Origin of the sequence: Pseudomonas entomophila (genome assembly GCF_029193575.1) — a bacterium.
GTDB classification, from domain to species: domain Bacteria; phylum Pseudomonadota; class Gammaproteobacteria; order Pseudomonadales; family Pseudomonadaceae; genus Aquipseudomonas; species Aquipseudomonas entomophila_G.
Genome location: NZ_JARGCS010000012.1, coordinates 531,080 through 553,123, shown reverse-complemented (window position 1 = coordinate 553,123; position 22,044 = coordinate 531,080). Strand labels below are relative to the sequence as shown.

General features: G+C 63.8%; 19 protein-coding genes. 1 reads left to right on the top strand and 18 read right to left on the bottom strand.

Annotation, left to right across the window (positions count from 1 at the left end; translation table 11 throughout):
• Positions 1 to 163: 163 nt before the first annotated feature.
• The 18 genes from tilS to rpsB form a co-directional block, all read right to left on the bottom strand.
• Positions 164 to 1,447: a tRNA lysidine(34) synthetase TilS gene (tilS, locus tag P0Y43_RS07240; protein WP_275636609.1), complete on the bottom strand. Its 1,284-nt coding sequence runs from the start codon at positions 1,445 to 1,447 to the stop codon at positions 164 to 166.
• A 130-nt stretch (positions 1,448 to 1,577) separates the two neighbouring features.
• Positions 1,578 to 2,525, bottom strand: coding sequence for an acetyl-CoA carboxylase carboxyltransferase subunit alpha (locus P0Y43_RS07235; RefSeq protein WP_275636608.1), 948 nt, complete (start codon positions 2,523 to 2,525; stop codon positions 1,578 to 1,580).
• A 105-nt stretch (positions 2,526 to 2,630) separates the two neighbouring features.
• Entirely contained in the window at positions 2,631 to 6,155 is a 3,525-nt protein-coding gene (gene dnaE / locus P0Y43_RS07230) for a DNA polymerase III subunit alpha (protein WP_275636607.1), read from the bottom strand.
• 133 nt (positions 6,156 to 6,288) lie between these two features.
• Positions 6,289 to 6,912 (bottom strand): ribonuclease HII, encoded by a 624-nt coding sequence (gene rnhB, locus P0Y43_RS07225; protein ID WP_275636606.1) that lies wholly within the window; start codon positions 6,910 to 6,912, stop codon positions 6,289 to 6,291.
• A gap of 1 nt (position 6,913) precedes the next feature.
• A complete protein-coding gene (gene lpxB, locus P0Y43_RS07220; protein WP_275636605.1) occupies positions 6,914 to 8,041 on the bottom strand; it encodes a lipid-A-disaccharide synthase in 1,128 nt (375 codons plus the stop codon).
• A gap of 1 nt (position 8,042) precedes the next feature.
• Positions 8,043 to 8,819 (bottom strand): acyl-ACP--UDP-N-acetylglucosamine O-acyltransferase, encoded by a 777-nt coding sequence (gene lpxA, locus P0Y43_RS07215; RefSeq protein WP_275636604.1) that lies wholly within the window; start codon positions 8,817 to 8,819, stop codon positions 8,043 to 8,045.
• Positions 8,816 to 9,256: a 3-hydroxyacyl-ACP dehydratase FabZ gene (fabZ, locus tag P0Y43_RS07210; RefSeq protein ID WP_003252314.1), complete on the bottom strand. Its 441-nt coding sequence runs from the start codon at positions 9,254 to 9,256 to the stop codon at positions 8,816 to 8,818. The genes lpxA and fabZ overlap by 4 nt, the downstream gene beginning before the upstream one ends.
• 113 nt (positions 9,257 to 9,369) lie before the next feature.
• On the bottom strand, positions 9,370 to 10,425 hold the full coding sequence (gene lpxD, locus P0Y43_RS07205) for a UDP-3-O-(3-hydroxymyristoyl)glucosamine N-acyltransferase (RefSeq protein WP_275636603.1): 1,056 nt from the start codon (positions 10,423 to 10,425) through the stop codon (positions 9,370 to 9,372).
• A 1-nt stretch (position 10,426) separates the two neighbouring features.
• Positions 10,427 to 10,930: an OmpH family outer membrane protein gene (locus P0Y43_RS07200; protein ID WP_275636602.1), complete on the bottom strand. Its 504-nt coding sequence runs from the start codon at positions 10,928 to 10,930 to the stop codon at positions 10,427 to 10,429.
• 44 nt (positions 10,931 to 10,974) lie between these two features.
• Complete coding sequence (gene bamA / locus P0Y43_RS07195; protein ID WP_275636601.1) at positions 10,975 to 13,335, bottom strand: outer membrane protein assembly factor BamA; 2,361 nt, start codon at positions 13,333 to 13,335, stop codon at positions 10,975 to 10,977.
• Positions 13,336 to 13,409: 74 nt separating this feature from the next.
• Positions 13,410 to 14,762 carry an RIP metalloprotease RseP gene (gene rseP, locus P0Y43_RS07190; protein WP_275636600.1) on the bottom strand — a complete coding sequence of 451 codons (1,353 nt, stop codon included), beginning with the start codon at positions 14,760 to 14,762 and terminating at the stop codon, positions 13,410 to 13,412.
• 45 nt (positions 14,763 to 14,807) lie between these two features.
• Positions 14,808 to 15,998 carry a 1-deoxy-D-xylulose-5-phosphate reductoisomerase gene (ispC, locus tag P0Y43_RS07185; protein ID WP_275636599.1) on the bottom strand — a complete coding sequence of 397 codons (1,191 nt, stop codon included), beginning with the start codon at positions 15,996 to 15,998 and terminating at the stop codon, positions 14,808 to 14,810.
• Positions 15,995 to 16,810, bottom strand: a complete 816-nt coding sequence (locus tag P0Y43_RS07180) for a phosphatidate cytidylyltransferase (protein WP_275636598.1) — start codon at positions 16,808 to 16,810, stop codon at positions 15,995 to 15,997. The genes ispC and P0Y43_RS07180 overlap by 4 nt, the downstream gene beginning before the upstream one ends.
• Positions 16,810 to 17,565: a polyprenyl diphosphate synthase gene (gene uppS, locus P0Y43_RS07175; protein ID WP_275636597.1), complete on the bottom strand. Its 756-nt coding sequence runs from the start codon at positions 17,563 to 17,565 to the stop codon at positions 16,810 to 16,812. The genes P0Y43_RS07180 and uppS overlap by 1 nt, the downstream gene beginning before the upstream one ends.
• 16 nt (positions 17,566 to 17,581) lie before the next feature.
• A complete protein-coding gene (frr, locus tag P0Y43_RS07170; protein ID WP_275636596.1) occupies positions 17,582 to 18,139 on the bottom strand; it encodes a ribosome recycling factor in 558 nt (185 codons plus the stop codon).
• Positions 18,136 to 18,879 (bottom strand): UMP kinase, encoded by a 744-nt coding sequence (gene pyrH, locus P0Y43_RS07165; protein ID WP_043208871.1) that lies wholly within the window; start codon positions 18,877 to 18,879, stop codon positions 18,136 to 18,138. Before pyrH ends, frr begins: the two co-directional genes overlap by 4 nt.
• Positions 18,880 to 19,060: 181 nt before the next feature.
• Entirely contained in the window at positions 19,061 to 19,924 is an 864-nt protein-coding gene (gene tsf / locus P0Y43_RS07160) for a translation elongation factor Ts (protein WP_275636595.1), read from the bottom strand.
• Between the two features lie 179 nt (positions 19,925 to 20,103).
• Positions 20,104 to 20,841 (bottom strand): 30S ribosomal protein S2, encoded by a 738-nt coding sequence (gene rpsB / locus P0Y43_RS07155; protein WP_275636594.1) that lies wholly within the window; start codon positions 20,839 to 20,841, stop codon positions 20,104 to 20,106.
• A 415-nt stretch (positions 20,842 to 21,256) separates the two neighbouring features.
• Between rpsB and map the strand changes: the two genes are divergently transcribed.
• Complete coding sequence (gene map, locus P0Y43_RS07150; RefSeq protein ID WP_275636593.1) at positions 21,257 to 22,039, top strand: type I methionyl aminopeptidase; 783 nt, start codon at positions 21,257 to 21,259, stop codon at positions 22,037 to 22,039.
• Positions 22,040 to 22,044 lie beyond the last annotated feature (5 nt).

The following is a 22,044-nucleotide window of genomic DNA, read 5'->3' as shown; positions in this document are numbered from 1 at the left end:
CTGCCGCGTCTGTACAGACCGGGGTTGTCCCGGCATGGAGCTCGCTCGTCATTTTAAGAATCAGCCCAGCAAAAAACTGCTTGGTAATCGGCAACTCCTGTGTTTTCGAGGAACCCACAGAAGCTGTATCAAGAAGGGAGGGTAGTCTACCGGAATGTCACCTTCACCTCAAACCTTGCACGTTCGTCGGTGGCTGCCAGTACAGTTGCCAGGCCCCCTGCCCCAGCGCCGGCAGGTTCGCCACCGCAAGCAGGCGCTCGCCGTGGAACAGCAACGGCAGACGCTGGCGCAGGAAATGCGGCACCTGCTGTTCGTTGAGCAGGCGCTTGAGGTCGCGCCGGCCGCGCCCGGGGGTATCGAGCACTTCGCCGCCCTGGCGGTAAGCGATGCGCAGGCCGCTCGGCGGCTCGTCCCCAGCCAGCAGCACGCTGCCGTTGCCGGGCAAGGGTAGCGCCTGGCGGGGGTCGTCCCAGAGGACGTCACCCGTAGGCGCGACGAGCCAGGCGCCGCTCAACCACCAAAGGCGACCCTGGCTGCGTTGCAGTTGCCCGTCGGTCAGGCGCCAGATCGGCTGGGCGGCGGGCGCGGCGTCGCGCAAGTCTTCCCAGCCAGCCCAGTGGCGACTATCGGGCAGCCGGGTGCGGGCCACCAGCCAGTGCTGCAGGGCATTGCGCTGGCGCGCCGGGGACAGTGCGGCGAGGGTGCCGAGGTCCAGGGAGTCGAGGCCGGGCCATTGCGCTGGCGCGCCGGGGACGGCAGCGGCTATGTCGCTGCAAGCGAGTTCGTCCAGCAGCTCCAGCGCCTCGCCCAGGTGCGCGGCACCCCGTGCGAGGTTCTGGCTGGCTTGCGGCCAGCGCTGGCGCAACAGCGGGAACACCTCGGCGCGCAGGAAGTTGCGGGCGAAGGCGGTGTCGCTGTTGGAGGGGTCTTCGATCCAACGCAACCCCGCTGCCTGGGCATATTGCTGCAAGTGCTCACGGGCAAGGTGCAACATTGGCCTGGCCAACCACCCCTGCCCCAACGGCCGGGATGTCGGCATCGCCGCCAAACCGCGCAGGCCAGCGCCGCGCAAAAGCCGAAACAGCAAGGTTTCGGCCTGGTCCTCGCGGTGCTGGCCGATGAACAGCACCTCGCCGGGGCCGACGATGGCACTGAAGGCACGGTAGCGGGCTTCGCGCGCTGCCTGTTCGAGGCTGGCGCCGGGAGGGACTTGGACGTGGACCACGCTGAGCTCGATGCCCAGTGCGTCGCAAACTTGCTGGCAGTGTACAGGCCAGGCGTCGGCGGCGGATTGCAGGCCATGGTGGATATGGACAGCGCGCAACGGCGGCGCGTCAGGGTGACGAGCGCGGTCGGCGAGCAGGTGCAGCAGGACGGTGGAGTCGAGGCCGCCGGAGAAGGCGACGTGCCAGGCGGGGGCGTTGAGCCAGGGGGTGAGGTCGAGCATGGGTGCCTCACAAGAAATAGCATCGCGGGGCAAGCCCGCCCCTACAGGTTCAGCGTTGACCGTAAGAACGGTACGCCCCTGTGGGAGCGGGCTTGCCCCGCGAATGGGCCGCAATGCGGCCCCGAATGGATCAGAGGCCGTAACTCATCAGGCGCTCGTATCGGCGCGCCAGCAAGGCGTCGTTGTCGAACTTGCCGAGCATGTCCAGCTGTTCGATCAGGTCGCCGCGGATGCTCGCCGACATCGTCGCCGGGTCGCGATGGGCGCCGCCCAGGGGCTCGCCGATGACCTTGTCGACGATGTTCAGGCTCTTCAGGCGCTCGGCGGTGATGCCCATGGCCTCGGCGGCGTCGGCGGCCTTGTCGGCGGTCTTCCACAGGATCGAGGCGCAGCCTTCCGGCGAGATCACCGAGTAGGTGGAGTACTGCAGCATGTTCAGTTGGTCGCACACGCCGATGGCCAGTGCGCCGCCGGAACCGCCCTCACCGATCACGGTGGCGATGATCGGGGTCTTCAGGCGCGCCATCACCCGCAGGTTCCAGGCGATGGCCTCGCTCTGGTTACGCTCCTCGGCGTCGATGCCCGGGTAGGCGCCTGGGGTGTCGATGAAGGTCAGGATCGGCATCTTGAAGCGTTCGGCCATTTCCATCAGGCGGCAGGCCTTGCGGTAGCCTTCCGGACGCGGCATGCCGAAGTTGCGGCGAACCTTCTCGCGCACTTCACGACCCTTCTGGTGGCCGATGACCATCACTGGCTTGCCATCCAGGCGCGCGGTACCGCCGACGATGGCGGCGTCGTCGGAGAAGTGACGGTCGCCGTGCAGTTCTTCGAACTCGGTGAAGATGTGGTCGATGTAGTCCAGGGTGTACGGACGACGCGGGTGGCGGGCCAGGCGGGCGATTTGCCAGCTGGTCAGGTTGCCGAAGATGCTTTCGGTCAGGGTGCTGCTCTTGTCTTGCAGACGGGCAATTTCATCGCTGATGTTCAGCGAGTTGTCGTTACCGACCAGGCGCAGCTCTTCGATCTTGGCTTGCAGGTCGGCAATCGGCTGTTCGAAATCGAGGAAATTCGGGTTCATAGGCATCCGTCTTGGGTCTACGGCCAGGCGGCCGGCCGGTTGATCCGTTTGGCGCCCTACCTTAAGGGATCAGGCGCGTTCAGGTCGAGATTAAAATTCGTCGGTTCAACGATATTGCAGGAAGACGTTCTCACGTCCGAACTGGTCACGCAGTGCCTGAATCAAGCCATCGGCCGGGTCGATGCACCATTGGTCGCCGAACTGCAACATGGCCTTGGCCTCGCTACCGGTGTACTCCAGGGTGATCGGGCACCCCCCGCGGTGGCGGGTGATCAACTCGCCCAGCCAGGCCAGGCGGTCGCCCTTGAGCGCGTCGTGGGCGACCTTCAGGCGCAGGCTCTCGGCCAGCTTGGTGCGCGCGTCCTCCATGGTCATCACTTGCTTGACCCGCAGGCGCAGGCCGCCGGAGAAGTCGTCGTTGCTGACCTCGCCTTCGACCACCACCATGGCGTCGGTCTGCAACAGCGCCTGGGCGGCCATGAAGGCATCGGCGAACAGCGAGGCCTCGATGCGCCCGGAGCGGTCATCGAGGGTGACGAAGCCCATCTTGTCACCCTTCTTGTTCTTCATCACCCGCAGGGCAATGATCATCCCGGCGACGGTCTGGGTCTCGCGCGACGGTTTCAGGTCGATGATGCGCTGGCGAGCGAAACGGCGGATCTCGGTCTCGTATTCGTCGATCGGGTGACCGGTGAGGTACAGGCCGAGGGTGTCCTTCTCACCCTTCAGGCGCTCCTTGAGGGTCAGCTCGCGAACCTTGTGGTGGTTGGCGTAGACGTCCGAATCCGCTTCGACGAACAGCCCGCCGAACAGGTCGATATGGCCGCTGTCAGCGGTCCGCGCGGTCTGCTCGGCGGCCTTGATCGCCTCCTCCAGCGCCGACAGCAGCACCGCGCGGTTGCGGTCGATGTTGGCCTGGTAGGCCTTGATCTCGTCGTGGAAGTGCGGGCCGAGACGGTCCAGGGCGCCACTGCGGATCAACGCATCGAGGGTACGCTTGTTGATGCGCTTGAGGTCCACGCGCTCGCAGAAATCGAACAGGTCCTTGAACGGCCCACCCTCGGCGCGCGCCTCGACGATCGCCTCCACCGGGCCTTCGCCCACGCCCTTGATCGCGCCCAGGCCATAAACGATGCGGCCGTCCTCGTTCACGGTGAACTTGAAGTCGGAGTTGTTCACATCGGGCGCGTCCAGGCGCAGCTTCATGCTGCGCACTTCCTCGACCAGCACCACCACCTTGTCGGTGTTGTGCATATCCGCCGAGAGCACCGCGGCCATGAAGGGCGCCGGGTGGTGGGTCTTCAGCCAGGCGGTCTGGTACGACACCAGGCCGTAGGCGGCGGAGTGCGATTTGTTGAAGCCGTAGCCGGCGAACTTCTCCACCAGGTCGAAAATGTTACCCGCAAGGTCTGCGTCGATGCCGTTGTTCGCGCAACCTTCGATGAAGCCACCGCGCTGCTTGGCCATCTCCTCGGGCTTTTTCTTGCCCATCGCCCGGCGCAGCATGTCGGCGCCACCGAGGGTATAGCCGGCCATCACCTGGGCAATCTGCATCACCTGTTCCTGGTACAGGATGATGCCGTAGGTCGGCGCCAGTACCGGCTGCAAACCGTCGTACTGGTAGTCCGGGTGCGGGTAGGCGAGTTCGGCGCGACCGTGCTTGCGGTTGATGAAGTCATCCACCATGCCCGACTGCAGCGGGCCGGGGCGGAACAGCGCCACCAGTGCGATGAGGTCTTCCAGGCAGTCGGGCTTGAGCTTCTTGATCAACTCCTTCATGCCGCGCGATTCAAGCTGGAACACCGCCGTGGTCTCGGCCTTCTGCAACAGCTCGTAGGTCTTGCGGTCATCCAGCGGGATGAAGTCGATGTTGACGTCGGGCAGGTTCTTCTTGGCCTGCTCGCGGTTGATGATCTCCATCGCCCACTTGATGATCGTGAGCGTGCGCAGGCCGAGGAAGTCGAACTTCACTAGGCCCGCGGCCTCGACGTCGTCCTTGTCGAACTGGGTCACCAGGCCGCCGCCTTCTTCGTCACAGGCGATCGGCGAGAAGTCGGTGAGCTTGGTCGGCGCGATCACCACGCCACCGGCGTGCTTGCCGGTGCCACGGGTGACGCCCTCGAGCTTGAGGGCCATGTCCCAGATCTCGCGGCCGTCCTCGTCGCCCTTGAGGAAGTCGCGGAGCATTTCTTCCTGCTCGTAGGCTTTCTCCAGGGTCATGCCCACTTCGAACGGGATCATCTTCGACAGGCGGTCGGCCAGGCCATAGGACTTGCCCTGCACCCGCGCCACGTCACGCACCACCGCCTTGGCCGCCATGGTGCCGAAAGTGATGATCTGGCTGACCGCATTGCGCCCATAGGCCTCGGCCACGTAGTCGATGACCCGGTCGCGACCGTCCATGCAGAAGTCGACGTCGAAGTCGGGCATGGAAATACGTTCAGGGTTGAGGAAGCGTTCGAACAGCAGGTCGTAGGCCAGCGGGTCGAGGTCGGTGATCTTCAGCACGTACGCCACCAACGAGCCGGCACCCGAACCCCGGCCTGGGCCAACCGGCACACCGTTGTTCTTGGCCCACCTGATGAAGTCCATAACGATGAGGAAGTAACCCGGGAAGCCCATCTGGATGATGATGTCCAGTTCGAACTTCAGGCGGTCCAGGTAAACCTGGCGCTTCTCTTCGTAGTTGGGCGTGGTGTCCTTCGGCCAGAGCACCGCCAGGCGCTCCTCCAGGCCTTCGTGGGAAACGTGGCGCAGGTAATCGTCGATACCCATGCCGTTGGGCGTGGGGAAGTCGGGGAGGAAGTACTTGCCCAACTGCACGGTGATGTTGCAGCGCTTGGCGATCTCCACGGTGTTGGCGATGGCGTCCGGCAGGTCGCTGAACAGCTCGGCCATCTCCTCGGCGCTCTTGAGGTACTGCTGGTCGCTGTACAGCCGCGGACGACGCGGGTCGTCGAGGGTCCAGCCTTCGCCGATGCAGACGCGCGTCTCGTGAGCGTCGAAGTCCGACTGCTTGATGAAGCGCACGTCGTTGGTCGCCACCAGCGGCGCGCCGAGCTTGTCGGCCAGGGCTACGGCGGCATGCACATAGTCTTCGTCGCCGGCTCGGTTGGTGCGCTGCAGCTCGACGTAGAACCGCCCGGGAAGCATCTGCATCCAGTCGCGCAGCAGGGTTTGCGCTTCGTCTTCGCGGCCAGCCAGCAAGGCCATGCCGATATCGCCTTCACGTCCCGCCGACAGGCCGATCAGACCCGCGCTGGCCGGGGCGATCCACTCACGCTGGATGATCACCAGGCCATTGCGCTGGCCATCGGTCCAGCCGCGAGAAATCAGTTCGGTGAGGTTGCGGTAGCCCTCGGGGTTCATCGCCAGGAAGCAGATACGCGACAGCGGCGCTTCCGGGTCGGCACCGGCCAGCCACAGGTCGGCACCGCAGATCGGCTTGATGCCGGCCCCCATGGCGGTCTTGTAGAACTTCACCAGCGAGCACATGTTGCTCTGGTCGGTGATCGCCACCGCCGGCATGTTCATTCCGGTCAGGGCCTTGGCCAGCGGCTTGATTCGCACCAGGCCATCGACCAGGGAGAATTCGGAGTGCACGCGAAGGTGAACGAAGGGAACCGACATGGGAAGTCCTGTTGCAGTGCTGAACGACAAGGGCGGGATTGTAGCGTAATGCACGAGGGTTAAGGGACCGCTCCCGAACCTGCGGGAGCGGGCTCGCCCCGCGATGGGCTGCGCAGCAGCCCCGGCGCCCCGCTCAGATCAATGAGCCGGGGACGCCTTCGCGGGCCTCGTAGGCCGCCCGCACCGGCGCGAACGAGCGTCGGTGAATCGGCGTCGGCCCCAGGCGCGCCAGGGCTTCGAGGTGCACCGGTGTCGGGTAGCCTTTATGCCCGCCGATCCCATACCCCGGGTAGATGAGCTCGAACGCGCTCATCTCGCGGTCACGGGTGACCTTGGCCAGGATCGACGCGGCGGCGATCGCCGGCACCTGGGCATCGCCCTGCACCACCGGCGCCGCGGGCACTGCCAGCTTCGGGCAGCGGTTGCCGTCGATCAGCGCCAGTTTCGGGGTCACGCTCAAGCCTTCGACCGCGCGCTGCATGGCCAGCATGGTGGCGTGGAGAATGTTCAACCGGTCGATCTCCTCGACCTCGGCACGGGCGATACAGAAGCTCAGGGCCTTTTCGCAGATCTCGTCGAACAGCGCCTCGCGCTTGGCTTCGGTGAGTTTCTTCGAATCGTTCAGGCCAAGGATCGGCCTGCTTGGATCGAGGATCACCGCGGCAGTGACCACCGCGCCACACAGCGGGCCGCGGCCGACCTCATCGACACCGGCGACCAAGTCCTCGACCAGGTTGAAATCCAGTCCCATCTGCATGTCATCGGTCCTTCAGCAAAGCCAGCACCGCGTCGGCGGCCTGGTTAGAGGCATCGCGGCGCAGGGTGCGGTGGATCTGGTCGAAATGCTCCGTCTGCTCACGGCCATCGGCCACCAGCGGCGCCAGGGTACTGGCCAGGGCCTCGGGGGTCGCGGCGTCCTGCAGCAGCTCCGGCACCAGCGGGCGCTGGGCCAGCAGGTTGGGCAAGGAAACGTAGGGGCTCTTGACCATGCGCTTGAGGATCCAGTACGTCAGCCCCGCCAAGCGGTAGGCGACCACCATCGGGCGCTTGTACAGCAGGGCCTCGAGGGTGGCGGTGCCGGAGGCGATGAGCACCGCGTCGCACGCCGCCAGGGCCTGGTGCGACTGACCGTCGAGCAGGGTCAGCGGCAGGTCGCGGCCTTGCAGCATCTGCTCGAGCTGGGCGCGGCGCGCAGGGTTGGCGCAGGGCGAAACGAAGCGCACGCCCGGCACCAACTCGCGCAGGCGCTGCGCCGCATCGAGGAACAACGCGCCCAGGCGTCCGACCTCTCCACCACGGCTGCCCGGCATCAACGCCACCAGCGGCCCGTCGCCCAACCCCAGCACGGCGCGCGCGGCCTGGCGATCAGCGTCGAGGGGAATGGTGTCGGCCAGTGGATGGCCGACGAAACGCACCGGTACGCCCTGTTCCTCGTAGAACCTGGCCTCGAAGGGCAGCAGGGTCAGCATCAGGTCGCAGCCTTCGCGGATCTTCAGCACGCGCTTCTGCCGCCACGCCCACACCGATGGGCTGACGTAGTGCACTGTCTTGATCCCGGCCTGGCGCAGCTTCAGCTCGATATTGAGGGTGAAATCCGGCGCATCGATGCCGATGAACACATCGGGTTGTTCGTCGATCAAGGTGCGAATCAACGCTTTGCGCCGCTTGAGCAGCTCACGCAGGCGCCCCAGCACCTCGACCAACCCCATGACCGCCAGGCGCTCCATGGGAAAATAGGATTGCAGGCCTTCGGCCTCCATCAACGGACCACCGACACCGATGAAGCGAACATCGGGATGCTGCGCCTTGAGCGCGCGCATCAGGCCCGAGCCGAGGATGTCGCCACTGGCCTCGCCGGCCACCAGCGCTACACAGAGCTGGGCCATGTCAGCGGGTGATGCCGCGGGCGGAGTTCACGATCGACTGGCGGAACAGCTCGACCTCGACATGCTGGCCAGCCAGCTCATCCAGTTCCTTGAGCGCCTCTTCGACGGTCAGGCCCTGGCGATAGACCACCTTGTAGGCACGGCGCAGGGCGTGGATCACTTCTTCACTGAAACCCCGGCGGCGCATGCCCTCGAAGTTCATGCTACGCGCCTCGGCGGGGCTGCCGAAAACGGTGACGAAGGCCGGGACATCCTTGCCGATCGCCGTGCCCATGCCAGAGAAAGCGTGGGCGCCGATATGGCAGTACTGGTGCACCAGGGTGTAGCCGGACAGGATCGCCCAGTCGCCGACGTGCACATGGCCCGCCAGCGCGGTGTTGTTGACCAGGATGCAATGGTTGCCGATCACGCTGTCATGGCCGATGTGGGCGTAGGCCATGATCAGGTTATGGTCGCCCAGGGTGGTTTCCGAGCGGTCCTGGATGGTCCCACGGTGAATGGTGACGCCTTCGCGGATCACGTTGTGATCGCCGATCACCAGGCGGGTCGGCTCGCCCTTGTACTTCAAGTCAGGGGTATCTTCGCCGATCGAGGAGAATTGATAGATGCGGTTATGCCGACCGATCCGGGTCGGGCCCTTGAGGACCACGTGCGGACCGATGACGGTGCCCTCGCCGATTTCCACGTCGGGGCCTACGATCGACCAGGGGCCGATCTCGACGCCTGCGGCCACCTTGGCCGAAGGGTCGATGATCGCCCGCGGATCAATCGAATTCATAGGGAGCGTTCCGCGCAGGTGATCTCTGCCGAGCAGACCGGCTTGCCATCTACCAGGGCTCGGCATTCGAACTTCCAGATCATGCTCTTGCGGCTGAGGAACTTCGCTTCCAGCACCAACTGGTCACCCGGCAGCACCGGCTGGCGGAAACGCAGTTTGTCGGAGCCGACGAAGTAGTACAGGGTGCCATCGGCCGGCTTGGCATCGAGCATCTTGAAACCGAGAATCCCGGCGGCCTGGGCCATGGCCTCGATGATCAGCACACCCGGCATGATGGGGTGTGCCGGGAAGTGGCCATTGAAGAACGGCTCGTTGATGCTGACATTCTTGTAGGCACGAATGCTCTGGGCCTCGAAGTCCAGGTCCGTCACCCGGTCCACCAGCAGGAACGGGTAGCGGTGAGGCAGGTATTCGCGAATCTCGTTGATGTCCATCATTTCGGGGGGAAGCCTGTAGTAAGAATAGGGAGCGCAGGTGCTGACCACACGCTCCTTTTGCAATCCAAAGAGGAGCCAGCTAGCGACTGTTCACTCTTGCTCAGGGAATGGTATCAGCCTTCTGATGCAGGCTGGCCACCTGAGGTCACGGTATCGACACGTTTTTCCAATTGCTGGAGGCGTTTGGACATCTCGTCCAACTGACGGATGCGCGCAGCGCTCTTGCGCCATTCGGCCAAAGGTTGCATGGCCGTGCCGGAGGAATAGCCACCCGGTTCCGTGATGGAGCGGGTCACCATGGTCATTCCGGAAACGAATACGTTGTCGCAAACGTCGATGTGACCGACCATACCGACGCCACCGGCGATCATGCAGTGCTTGCCGATGCGCGTGCTGCCGGAAATCCCGACACAGGCGGCCATCGCCGTGTGATCACCGACCTGGACGTTATGGGCGATCTGGATCTGGTTGTCGAGCTTGACGCCGTTGCCGATGCGCGTGTCCGACAAGGCCCCGCGGTCGACGGCGGTGTTGACGCCGATTTCCACGTCATCGCCAAGGGTCACGCCACCGATCTGTGCGATCTTGTTCCACACGCCCTTCTCGTTGGCGAAACCAAAGCCCTCGCCCCCGATCACCGCACCGGATTGAATGACCACGCGCTTGCCGATGGTCACGTCGTGGTACAGCGTGACGCGCGGTGCCAACCAGCCGTCATCACCAATCACGCAGCGCGCGCCGATGAAGCAGTGAGCCCCCACGGCAACGTTTGCCCCAATGCGCGCACCGCTTTCGATGACCGCGAACGGGCCGATGCTGGCGCTGGCATCCACCTGGGCATCCCCGGCCACCACGGCGCTGGGATGGATTCCCGCCACAGCCTTGGGTTTGGGGTCGAACAGGTGGGAAATGCGTGCGTAGGCCAAGTACGGGTCGGCGACGATCAGGGCGTTGCCAGCGAAACCTTCGGCGTCATCGGCCTTGAGCAGCACCGCGGCGGCCTTGGAATCGTCCAGGTACTTGCGGTACTGCTTGTTGGCCAGGAAGCTCAACTGCCCCGGCCCGGCTTCCTGCAAGGTCGCCAGCCCGGTGATCTGCAGCCCTTCAGGGCCCTTGAGGGTGGCCCCGAGGGCCTCGGCCAACTGGCCGAGCGTCATGGTCAGGGTCATATCAACGCGCTTGGTTCATACGCTCGATAACCTGGCGGGTGATGTCGTACTGCGGTTTGACATCGATGACCGCACCACGCTCGAGCACCAGGTCGAAACCACCCTTCTTGATGACTTCTTCGACAGCGCCGTCGAGCTTGGGCTTGAGTTGCTTGAGCATGTCGCGGTCGGCAACGGCCTTGGCTTCGTTCAGTTCCTTGGACTGGAACTGGAAGTCGCGTGCCTTCTGTTTGAATTCGAGCTCCAGGCGCTCACGCTCTTGCTGCTGCATCTTGTCGCCACCCTTGATCAGGCGGTCCTGGATGCCCTTGGCGCTGCTTTCCAGGTTCTTCAGCTGGGTCAGCTGCGGGCCGAACTTCTTCTCCGCATCGACGGCGTACTTCTTGGCCGCGTCGGATTCGAGCAGGGCCATCTGATAGTTCAGAACGGCAATCTTCATTTCGGCGAAAGCCGGGGTGGCGACCAGCGCCGCGGCCACTACGGCCAGTTGAGTCAACTTACGCACGATGCACTCCTGGATAAACCGTTGTCGTTAAGCGAGGGCCGACCTCAGAAGGTCTGGCCCAGAGAGAATTGGAACACCTGGGTATCGGCGTCGTCCGGCTTCTTGATCGGCATCGCCAGGCTGAAGCTCAGCGGGCCCAGCGCGGTAATCCAGGTCACGCCCAGGCCCACGGAGCTGGCCATGTCGGAGAAACCGACCTTCGCGCAATCCGGCTTGGAGCCGCAGTTGGTGTCGAACACGTTACCCACATCCCAGAAGACCGAGGTGCGCAGCGAACGCTGGTCCTTGACGAACGGCAGCGGGAACAGCAACTCGACACCGCCCTGGACGAGGACGTTACCACCGAACGGCAGCGGATCCTGGTCCGGGTCGGCGATGGTGCCCTGGTTACCGGTCACCGCCTGGCCACGGCTCGGCGTACTGCGCGGGCCGAGGCTGCTGTCCTTGAAACCACGCACCGAGTTGAAACCACCAGCGTAGTAGTTTTCATAGAACGGCAGGCCCGAGGTGGAACCGAAACCATCACCATAGCCCAGCTCGGTGTGCAGGCGGAGGGTGTACTCATTGGTGATTGGCTTGAACAACTGGCCACGGTAGTCGAGCTTGTAGAACGACAGGTCGCTGCCTGGCACGGTGGTTTCCAGGGTCAGGCTCTGGGAGTGACCACGGGTTGCCAGTACGCCTTTGTTCAGTGTCGACTCGGACCAGCCAATCGAGGCCTTGAAGTTCAGGAAGTTGTCACCTTCGTCCTGCAGGAACTTGAAGATCTCATCGACGGTGTAGCGGCCGGTCTTGATCTTGTCCTGCTGCACGGTCAGGCCGTAGGTCAGGCGCGAGGTCTCGCTGATCGGGTAGCCGAGGCTGACACCGGCACCCAGGCTGTCCACCGCATAGCTGGCCACGTCGACGTCGAGGTCGTCGTAGTTGGTGCTGCGGTAGAAGGCGTTGTAGCCCAGGCTCACGCCGTCGGCCGTGAAGTAGGGGTCGACGAAGCCGAAGTTGTAGCGGGTCTGGTATTCCGAACGGGTCAGGCCGATGGAGACCTTGTTACCGGTGCCGAGGAAGTTGCTCTGGCTGATCGAGCCGCCGAGGATCAGGCCGGCGCTCTGGGCGAAGCCGACACTGGCGGTGATCGAGCCGGACGCCTGCTCCTCGACGCTGTAGTTGACGTCGACCTGGTCGTCGGTGCCTGGCACCGGCGGGGTCTCGACGTTGACTTCCTTGAAGAAGCCCAGGCGCTCGAGACGGGTCTTGGACTGGTCGATCAGGTAGGTCGAAGCCCAACCGCCTTCCATCTGGCGCATCTCGCGGCGCAGCACTTCGTCTTCGGTCTTGGTGTTGCCGCGGTAGTTGATGCGGTTCACGTAGGCGCGCTTGCCCGGGTCGACCACGAACATGATGTCGACGGTGTGATCCTGGTCGTTGGGCTGCGGCACGCCGTTGACGTTGGCGAAGGTATAGCCTTCGTTACCCAGTCGACGGGTGATCAGGTCGGAAGTGGTGGTCATCACCTTGCGCGAGAACACCTGGCCTGGCTGCACCAGCAGCAGCGACTTGACCTGGTCTTCCGGCACCTTGAGGTCACCGGACAGCTTCACGTCACGGACGGTGTACTTCTCGCCCTCGTTGACGTTGACGGTGATGTAGACGTGCTTCTTGTCCGGGGTGATGGACACCTGGGTAGAGGCGATGTCCATGTTGATGTAGCCGCGGTCCAGGTAGTAGGAACGCAGGCGCTCCAAGTCACCGGAGAGTTTTTCGCGGGCGTACTTGTCATCGTTCTTGAAGAACGACAGCCAGTTGGTGGTCTTCAGTTCGAACAGCTGGCTCAGGTCTTCATCGCTGAACACGGTGTTGCCGACCACGTTGATGTGCTGGATGGCGGCAACGGTGCCTTCGTTGATCTTGATCTTCAGACCGACACGGTTGCGCGGCTGCGGCACGACTTCGGCGTCGACCTCGGCCGAGTAACGGCCCTGGGCCACGTACTGGCGTTGCAGTTCGTTACGCACGCCTTCGAGGGTGGCGCGCTGGAAGATCTCGCCTTCGGCCAGGCCCGACTGTTTCAGGCCTTTCATCAGGTCTTCGGTGCTGATCGCCTTGTTGCCTTCGATTTCGATGCTCGAAACCGACGGGCGCTCGACCACGTTGATGATCAGGACATTGCCGTCACGGTCCAGCTGGATGTCCTGGAAGAAGCCGGTCTTGAACAGCGAGCGGGTGGACTCCACCAGGCGCCGGTCGTCGACCTGGTCGCCAACGTTCAACGGCAACGCGCCGAACACGCTGCCAGCGGAAACCCGCTGCAGGCCGTTGACGCGAATATCGGAGATGGTGAAGGACTCGGCGTGAACTTCAGCGATCATCAGTGCGGAGAGCACCGCAGTTAGCAGCAGACGTTTCATGAAGTCCTTTTATTCCAACTGGCAATAAACAACCTGCCGCGAGTGAGGCGGCAGGTTCGCAATAGAGCGAAGCGTTAAAGTCGACCCAGATCGTTGATCAGGGCAAGCAACATCACCCCGATGACCAAACTGATACCGATCTGGACCCCCCAACCTTGCACCCGATCCGAGAGCGGACGACCGCGCGCCCACTCGATCAGGTAGAACAGCAAATGCCCCCCATCCAGTACAGGAATGGGCAGCAGGTTCAGAACCCCCAGGCTTATGCTCAGGTAGGCCAGGAAATTCAGGAAATCCCCCACGCCCGACTGGGCTGAAGCGCCCGCCACTTTAGCAATGGTTATCGGTCCGCTCAAGTTTTTTACCGAGAGCTCTCCGAACAACATTTTCTTCAGCGATTCAAGGGTCAGGACACTCATGCTCCAGGTCCGGGAAAGCCCTTCGCCCACCGCCTCCAGCGGGCCATAGCTCACTTCGCGAAGCATGTTCGATGGCCATTGCGCGGCCTTGACGCCCGCCCCCAGGTAGCCCCCCGAAGCCTGCCCTTCGCCCTTGCGCGCCAGGGTCACCGGCACCTCGAGCGTGGCGCCATCGCGCTCGACGCGCAGCAGCACCTTGGCCTGCGGCCGGGCGCGCACGCTGTCGACCACCTGCTGCCAGTCATTGAGGACGACGCCATCGAGCGCCAGCAACTTGTCACCGGTCTTGAGCCCCGCCGCCGCGGCCGGGCCTTTCGGGTCGATCTCGGCGAGCACCGGGGTCACGGCCGGACGCCACGGGCGCAGGCCGAGCGACTGGATCGGGTCGGGTTCATCGACCCCCTTGAGCCAGTGGTCAAGGGAGATGTCGTGCTGGCGCTCGAGCGTCCCGCCCTCGTCGCGCACACCGACCCGCAACGTGCCACTTTCGCCAAGGCGGCGCACCAGTTGCAGGTTGACCCCTGACCAACCGCTGATCGCCTTGCCATCGACGGAGACAATTTCCTGACCCACGCTCAGCCCTGCCGACGCCGCCAGGCTGCCCGGCTCGACCGCGCCGATGACCGGGCGCACCTGCTGGCTGCCCAGCATGGCCAAGGCCCAGAAGAACAGGATGGCAAGCAGGAAGTTGGCAATGGGGCCGGCAGCGACGATGGCGATACGCTGGCCGACGGGCTTGCGATTGAAGGATTGGTGCGCCTGATCGACCGGCACATCGCCCTCACGCTCGTCGAGCATCTTGACGTAGCCGCCCAGAGGAATCGCCGCGACCACGAACTCGGTGCCATGGCGGTCGTGCCAGCGCAGTAATGGCGTGCCGAAGCCGACGGAGAAGCGCAACACCTTGACGCCGCAGCGACGGGCCACCCAGAAGTGGCCGAATTCATGGAAGGTGACCAATACACCCAGCGCCACCAGGGTGCCGATAATCATGTAGAGCGCTGTCATATCCATCTCCGAATGATGTTCAGCAAAGCCTGGGGCCGCCGGGAGTCAGCGGCCGTGACGCCGCAACCACTCCCGCGACAGCTCGCGGGCGCGCTGGTCGGCGGCGAACACCGCGTCCAGCGAAGGCAGGGGCACCACCGGTTCCTGGTCGAGCACCTGTTCGATCATACCCGCGATCTCCGGGAAGCAGATACGCCGCTGGAGAAACGCCTCAACGGCCACTTCGTTGGCCGCATTGAGCACCGCCGGCGCACTGTTGCCGGCCTCGGCAGCCTGACGCGCCAGGCGCAGGCAGGGGAAGCGCTGTTCGTCGGGTGCCTGGAAATCCAGACGGGCGATGGCGAACAGGTCCAGCGGCGCGACGCCAGAGTCGATGCGCTCGGGCCAGGCCAGGGCGTTGGCGATGGGCGTGCGCATGTCCGGATTGCCCAATTGCGCCAGCACCGAGCCATCGACGTAATCCACCAGGGAGTGGATCACGCTCTGCGGGTGCACCACCACCTCGACCTTCGCCGGCGTCGCATCGAACAACCAGCAGGCCTCGATCAGTTCGAGGCCTTTGTTCATCATGCTCGCCGAATCGACGGAGATCTTGCGCCCCATCGACCAGTTGGGGTGGGCGCAAGCCTGTTCCGGCGTGACATCCATCAGCGCGCTGGCGGAGGTTTCGCGGAACGGCCCGCCGGAAGCGGTCAGCAGGATGCGCCGCACACCCACCGGCCCCAGGCCGCGGGCGTAGTCGGTCGGCAGGCACTGGAAGATCGCATTGTGCTCGCTGTCGATCGGCAGCAGCACGGCGCCGCTGCGCCGCACGGCATCCATGAACAGCGCGCCGGACATTACCAGCGCCTCCTTGTTGGCCAGCAGCACCTTCTTGCCCGCCTGCACCGCCGCCAGGGTCGGACGCAGGCCGGCAGCGCCGACGATGGCCGCCATCACCGCATCCACCTCGGGCGCGGCAGCGACCTGGCACAGCCCGGCCTCCCCCTCCAGCACTTCGGTGGCGCAACGGGCAGCAGCCAAGCCATCACGCAGGCGCGCGGCGGCATCACTGCCCGGCACCACGGCGAAGGCCGGGCGATGGCGCAAGCACAGGGCCAGCAGCTCATCGACCCGCGAGTAGCCACTCAGGGCGAATACCTGGTAGCGCTCAGGGTGACGCGCGATCACATCCAGGGTGCTGAGACCGATGGAGCCGGTCGCCCCCAGCACGGTAATGCGTTGCGGCTGGCTCACATCACACCCCATTCGACGGCCCAGAGCAGCACGGCGAACATCGGGATAGCCGCGGTCAGGCTGTCGATGCGGTCGAGCACGCCGCCATGGCCAGGCAGCAGGTTGCTGCTGTCCTTGATGCCCTCGCGGCGCTTGAACATGCTTTCGGTCAGGTCACCGACCACCGACGACATGACCACGATCACGGCCCCTATCAGCCCGAGCAGCAACTGCCCGAAGCCCCAGTCGCGCGCCAGAGCGACGCCCAGGGTGATCAGCAGGCTGACCGCCATGCCGCCATAGACACCTTCCCAGCTTTTGCCCGGGCTGACCTGCGGCGCCAGCTTGCGCTTGCCGAAGGCACGCCCAGAGAAATACGCACCGATGTCGGCGGCCCAGACCAGCACCATCACCGAGAGAATCAGCCAGTTGCCCAACGGCCAGTGCTTGAGCAGCACCAACCCCTGCCAGGCCGGCAGCAGCACCAGCAGGCCGATCAGCAAGCGGCAGGCGGCACTGGCCCACAGCTCGCTGCTGCGTGGGTAAGTGAGCACCAACCAGGTCGCCAGCCCCCACCAGATCACCGAGGCGCCCAGCACCCAGGGCGCGAGGTCCGGCATCAGGTACAGCAGCATCAGCGCCCCGGCGACCACCGCCGCGTAGGCGATGCGCAATGGTTGGGCCGTGAGCCCTGCCAGGCGCGCCCACTCCCAGGCGCCGAGGGTCACCACGAAGCCGATGAACAGGGCGAAATCCCCACCGTTGAGCAGGAAGAAGCCACCCAGCGCGATCGGCAGCAGGATCAGCGCGGTAATGATGCGTTGTTTAAGCATTAAGCACGAGCTCCAGCCTCGACCTGCTCGCTGGTCTTCCCAAAGCGGCGCTGGCGCGAAGCGAAATCGGCCAGGGCACTGCGCATGGCCTCGTGTTTGAAGTCCGGCCAGTACAGGTCGGAGAAGTACAGCTCGGCGTAGGCCAGCTGCCACAACAGGAAATTGCTGATGCGGTGCTCGCCGCCGGTGCGGATGCACAAGTCGGGCAGCGGCAGGTCGCCGGTGGCCAGGCACGTCTGCAGCAGCTCAGGAGTGATGTCGTCTGGACGCAGGTGGCCGGCCTGGACTTCCCGCGCCAGGCGCTGGGCGGCCTGGGCGATGTCCCACTGGCCACCGTAGTTGGCGGCGATCTGCAGGATGAAGCGGTCGTTGCCGGCGGTCAGGGCCTCGGCTTCGCGCATGGCGGCCTGCAGCTCGGGGTGGAAGCGCGAGCGGTCACCGATGATACGCAGGGAGATGTTGTTGTCGTTGAGGCGGCGAGCCTCGCGACGCAGGGCCGAGAAGAACAGCTCCATCAACGCACCGACCTCGTCGGCCGGGCGCTGCCAGTTCTCGCTGGAGAAGGCGAAGAGCGTGAGCACTTCCACCTTGGCCTCGGCACAGACCTCGATCACCGCCCGCACCGCATCGACGCCGGCCTTGTGCCCGGCAACGCCGGGCAACAGGCGCTTCTTCGCCCAGCGGTTGTTGCCGTCCATGATGATGGCGACATGACGCGGCACCGAGTTCGGCGCCGCTGGCTTGGTCTTTTCCATGAAAGAATCCCTGGCCTCAAACAGCCAGCAAGTCCTTTTCCTTGGCCTTGAACGCAGCGTCGATTTCCGCGACGAACTTGTCGGTCAGCTTCTGGATCTCGTCCGCGGCACGACGCTCCTCGTCTTCGCTGATGGCCTTGTCCTTGGTCAGCTTCTTCAGGTCGGCCAGGGCATCGCGGCGCACGTTGCGCACCGCCACCTTGGCATCCTCGGCAACGCCGCTGGCCTGCTTGGTGTAGCCCTTGCGGGTTTCCTCGGTCAGGGCCGGCATCGGAACGCGGATGGTGGTGCCAGCGCTGGACGGGTTCAGCCCCAGGTCGGAGGTCAGGATGGCCTTCTCGATGGCGGCGCTGAGGTTCTTGTCGTGGGCGACGATCTTCAGGGTACGGGCGTCCTCGACGGTGATCGCGGCCACCTGGTTCAGCGGCATCTCGCTACCCCAGGCCGTTACCTTGACGCTGTCCAGGATGCTCGGGTGCGCGCGACCGGTGCGGATGGACGCCAGGTTGCGACCCAGGGCTTCGATGGACTTGCCCATGCGGTCCTGGGCGTCTTTCTTGATGTCGTTGATCATGCTTCGCCTTCCTCGATCAGAGTACCTTCAGCGCCACCCACCACGATATTCAGCAGGGCGCCAGGCTTGTTCATGTTGAATACCCGCAACGGCATCTTGTGGTCGCGACACAGGCAGATTGCGGTCAGGTCCATGACGCCGAGCTTGCGATCCAGAACCTCGTCGTAGGTGAGGTGATCGAACTTCTCGGCATGTGGATCCTTGAATGGATCGGCAGTGTACACACCATCGACCTTGGTCGCCTTCAGCACGACGTCGGCATCGATTTCGATGGCACGCAGGCAAGCTGCGGAGTCGGTGGTGAAGAACGGGTTGCCGGTACCGGCGGAGAAAATTACCACATCCCCGGAGTTGAGGTGGCGAATAGCTTTGCGACGGTCGTAATGGTCGGTGACACCGACCATGGAGATGGCCGACATGACCAGAGCCGGGATGTTCGAGCGCTCCAGGGCGTCGCGCATGGCCAGGGCGTTCATCACCGTGGCCAGCATCCCCATGTGGTCGCCGGTGACGCGGTCCATGCCGGCCGCACTGAGCGCCGCGCCGCGGAACAGGTTGCCACCACCGATCACCAGGCCGACCTGGACACCGATGCCGACCAGCTGGCCGACTTCCAGGGCCATGCGGTCCAGCACTTTCGGGTCGATCCCGAACTCTTCCGAGCCCATCAGGGCCTCGCCGCTAAGTTTGAGCAAAATGCGTTTATAGCGAGGTTGGCGACCACTCACCTGCTGAGCCATTGCGTGTCTCTCCTGCGGCGTTCTTTAGAAAATTCCGTGCGGGCTGTTTGCAGCCTGCTAACTGTAGCGTGGCACTGCTTCAGTGCCAGCGAAGAGGGGTTTTATAAACCCTTCCGCGCTTTGACAAAGAGGCTGCGCGCGTGAGCGGGCAGCCTCTTCGGGGCGACAGACGAGGTCCGTCTTACTGCTTGGCGGCAGCTACCTGGGCGGCAACTTCTTCAGCGAAGTTGTCGACCGGCTTCTCGATGCCTTCGCCGACCTTGAAGTAGGTGAAGGAAACGATTTCAGCGCCGGCTTTCTTGGCCAGTTCGCCAACCTTGACTTCCGGGTTCATGACGAAGGCCTGCTCTTTCAGCGAGGCTTCGGCTTTGAACTTGGTGATACGGCCGTTGATCATGTTCTCAACGATGTTTTCCGGCTTGCCGGCGATCTTGTCGGCATTCAGCTGCAGGAAGACGTTCTTCTCGCGCTCGATGGCCTCGGCGGAGATTTCCGACGCGTCCAGGAACTCTGGGTTCGAAGCCGCAACGTGCATGGCGATGTTCTTGGCCAGCTCGACGTCACCGCCTTTCAGAACGACGGTAGCGCCGATCTTGTTGCCGTGCAGGTAGGCGCCGACGACGTCGCCTTCAACGCGCACCAGGCGACGGATGTTGACGTTCTCGCCGCACTTGGCGACCAGGGCTTCACGGGCGGCTTCGCGGGAAGCGATCAGCGGCGCGGCGTCGGTCAGCTTCTGGGCGAAGGCTTCTTCGAGGCTTTCGGCAACGAAGTTCTTGAAGTCGTCTTGCAGGGCCAGGAAGTCGGTCTGCGAGTTCACTTCCAGCAGGACGGCCGTTTTGCCGTCGGCCTTGACGGCGATAGCGCCTTCAGCAGCGACGTTGCCAGCCTTCTTGGCGGCCTTGATGGCGCCGGAGGCACGCATGTCGTCAATGGCTTTCTCGATGTCGCCGCCGGCCTTTTCCAGGGCCTTCTTGCAATCCATCATGCCTTCGCCGGTACGCTCGCGCAGTTCTTTGACCAGCGCTGCAGTAATTGCTGCCATTTCAAAATCCTCTTGGAAAGTTTTTCAACCATTCCACCCGCTCGTGGCGGGCGTTCAATTCTGGAAACCCACTGCCTTGATGCCAGCGTGACGCGGCGGTGTTGCTGACAGGAGGATTTCAGGTGGCAAAAAGGGGGCAAAGCCCCCTTTTTGCGTGCCAAGTAGACGCCAGGCGTCAATTACTCAGCAGCAGGTGCAGCCGCTTCTTCAACGTAGACTTCAGTGCCGCCGGCAACGTTGTTGCGGCCGCGGATGACGGCGTCAGCCATCGAAGTCATGTACAGCTCGATGGCGCGAATGGCGTCGTCGTTGCCTGGGATGATGTAATCAACACCTTCCGGGCTGCTGTTGGTATCGACGATGCCGATGACCGGGATACCCAGCTTGTTGGCTTCGGTGATCGCGATGCGCTCGTGGTCGACGTCGATGACGAACAGTGCGTCAGGCAGACCGCCCATGTCCTTGATGCCGCCCAGGCTGCGATCCAGTTTTTCCAGGTCGCGGGAGCGCATCAGGGCTTCTTTCTTGGTCAGCTTGGCGAAAGTGCCGTCTTCGGCCTGGGTTTCCAGGTCGCGCAGACGCTTGATCGAAGCGCGGATGGTCTTGTAGTTGGTCAGCATGCCGCCCAACCAGCGGTGGTCAACGTATGGCGAACCGCAACGAGCAGCTTGCTCGGCGACGAGCTTGCCAGCGGAACGCTTGGTGCCGACGAACAGGATCTTGTTCTTGCCCTGGGCCAGGCGCTCGACGAACGACAGCGCGTCGTTGAACATCGGCAGGGTTTTTTCCAGGTTGATGATGTGGATCTTGTTGCGCGCGCCGAAAATGAACTTGCCCATTTTCGGGTTCCAGTAACGGGTCTGGTGGCCGAAGTGCACACCGGCCTTCAGCATATCGCGCATGTTGACTTGGGACATGATAGTTCCTTGATAAGTCGGGTTGGGCCTCCACGCATCCCAATGACCAACCCTCGGATCCAAAGATCCTGGGCACCCAGGCCATCGTGTCGACACGTGTGTGGGTTTGAGCTTCCGGGGACGTCCCCGAAAGCGGCGCATTTTATACCACAGACTGCGGGCGAACGGAACCCGGATCACGCATCGTCCGTCCGCGGCTTTTGCACGCGCCCGGCAATCGCGCCAGAATGCCTGCAGAAGCCGTTGCGAGCGACGCGTTTCGAGCTGCGGGAAACGCGGCCGGCGCACAATATGATTTTTCTTGCAGCGTGCGACTTGCAGCTCGCCGTTATCCAGACAGAAGCCCCCCCTGCTCTGGTAGAATCCGGCCTTTCCCGATTTTGTGCGCGCCGCGCGGCGCCGTAGAGAGCCTGTAATGACCGTCACCATCAAGACCGCAGAAGACATCGAGAAGATGCGCGTTGCCGGCCGCCTGGCCGCCGAAGTGCTGGAAATGATCGAAGAGCACGTCAAGCCCGGCATCACCACCGAGCAGTTGGACCGCATCTGCCACGACTACATCGTCAACGTGCAGCAGGCCATCCCCGCGCCGCTCAACTACAAGGGCTACCCCAAGTCGATCTGCACCTCGATCAACCACGTGGTCTGCCACGGCATCCCCAACGACAAGCCGCTCAAGGATGGCGACACCCTGAACATCGACATCACCGTGATCAAGGACGGCTACCACGGCGACACCAGCCGCATGTTCCACGTCGGCACCGTCGCGCCTTGGGCCGAGCGCCTGTCCAAGGTCACCCAGGAGTGCATGTACAAGGCCATCGAGCTGGTCAAGCCGGGCTGCCGCCTGGGTGACATCGGCGAGGTGATCCAGAAGCACGCCGAGAAGAACGGTTTCTCGGTGGTTCGCGAATTCTGTGGCCACGGCATCGGCAAGGTGTTCCACGAGGAGCCGCAGGTGCTGCACTACGGCAAGGCCGGCACCGGCATGGAACTCAAGGAAGGCATGACCTTCACCATCGAGCCGATGATCAACCAGGGCAAGGCCGACACCAAGGTGCTGGGCGACGGCTGGACCGCCATCACCAAGGACCGCAAGCTCTCGGCCCAGTGGGAGCACACCCTGCTGGTGACCGCCACCGGCTACGAGATCTTCACCCTGCGCAAGGACGACACCCTCCCGCGCACCTCGGCCTGACCCCT

Coding starts and splice junctions, on each gene's coding strand:
- tilS (WP_275636609.1), bottom strand. CDS start 1,447: ATGCTCGACCTCACCCCCTGGCTCAACGCCCCCGCCTGGCACGTCGCC.
- P0Y43_RS07235 (WP_275636608.1), bottom strand. CDS start 2,525: ATGAACCCGAATTTCCTCGATTTCGAACAGCCGATTGCCGACCTGCAA.
- dnaE (WP_275636607.1), bottom strand. CDS start 6,155: ATGTCGGTTCCCTTCGTTCACCTTCGCGTGCACTCCGAATTCTCCCTG.
- rnhB (WP_275636606.1), bottom strand. CDS start 6,912: ATGCAGATGGGACTGGATTTCAACCTGGTCGAGGACTTGGTCGCCGGT.
- lpxB (WP_275636605.1), bottom strand. CDS start 8,041: ATGGCCCAGCTCTGTGTAGCGCTGGTGGCCGGCGAGGCCAGTGGCGAC.
- lpxA (WP_275636604.1), bottom strand. CDS start 8,819: ATGAATTCGATTGATCCGCGGGCGATCATCGACCCTTCGGCCAAGGTG.
- fabZ (WP_003252314.1), bottom strand. CDS start 9,256: ATGATGGACATCAACGAGATTCGCGAATACCTGCCTCACCGCTACCCG.
- lpxD (WP_275636603.1), bottom strand. CDS start 10,425: ATGACCCTGACCATGACGCTCGGCCAGTTGGCCGAGGCCCTCGGGGCC.
- bamA (WP_275636601.1), bottom strand. CDS start 13,335: ATGAAACGTCTGCTGCTAACTGCGGTGCTCTCCGCACTGATGATCGCT.
- rseP (WP_275636600.1), bottom strand. CDS start 14,762: ATGACAGCGCTCTACATGATTATCGGCACCCTGGTGGCGCTGGGTGTA.
- P0Y43_RS07180 (WP_275636598.1), bottom strand. CDS start 16,810: ATGCTTAAACAACGCATCATTACCGCGCTGATCCTGCTGCCGATCGCG.
- uppS (WP_275636597.1), bottom strand. CDS start 17,565: ATGGAAAAGACCAAGCCAGCGGCGCCGAACTCGGTGCCGCGTCATGTC.
- frr (WP_275636596.1), bottom strand. CDS start 18,139: ATGATCAACGACATCAAGAAAGACGCCCAGGACCGCATGGGCAAGTCC.
- pyrH (WP_043208871.1), bottom strand. CDS start 18,879: ATGGCTCAGCAGGTGAGTGGTCGCCAACCTCGCTATAAACGCATTTTG.
- tsf (WP_275636595.1), bottom strand. CDS start 19,924: ATGGCAGCAATTACTGCAGCGCTGGTCAAAGAACTGCGCGAGCGTACC.
- rpsB (WP_275636594.1), bottom strand. CDS start 20,841: ATGTCCCAAGTCAACATGCGCGATATGCTGAAGGCCGGTGTGCACTTC.
- map (WP_275636593.1), top strand. CDS start 21,257: ATGACCGTCACCATCAAGACCGCAGAAGACATCGAGAAGATGCGCGTT.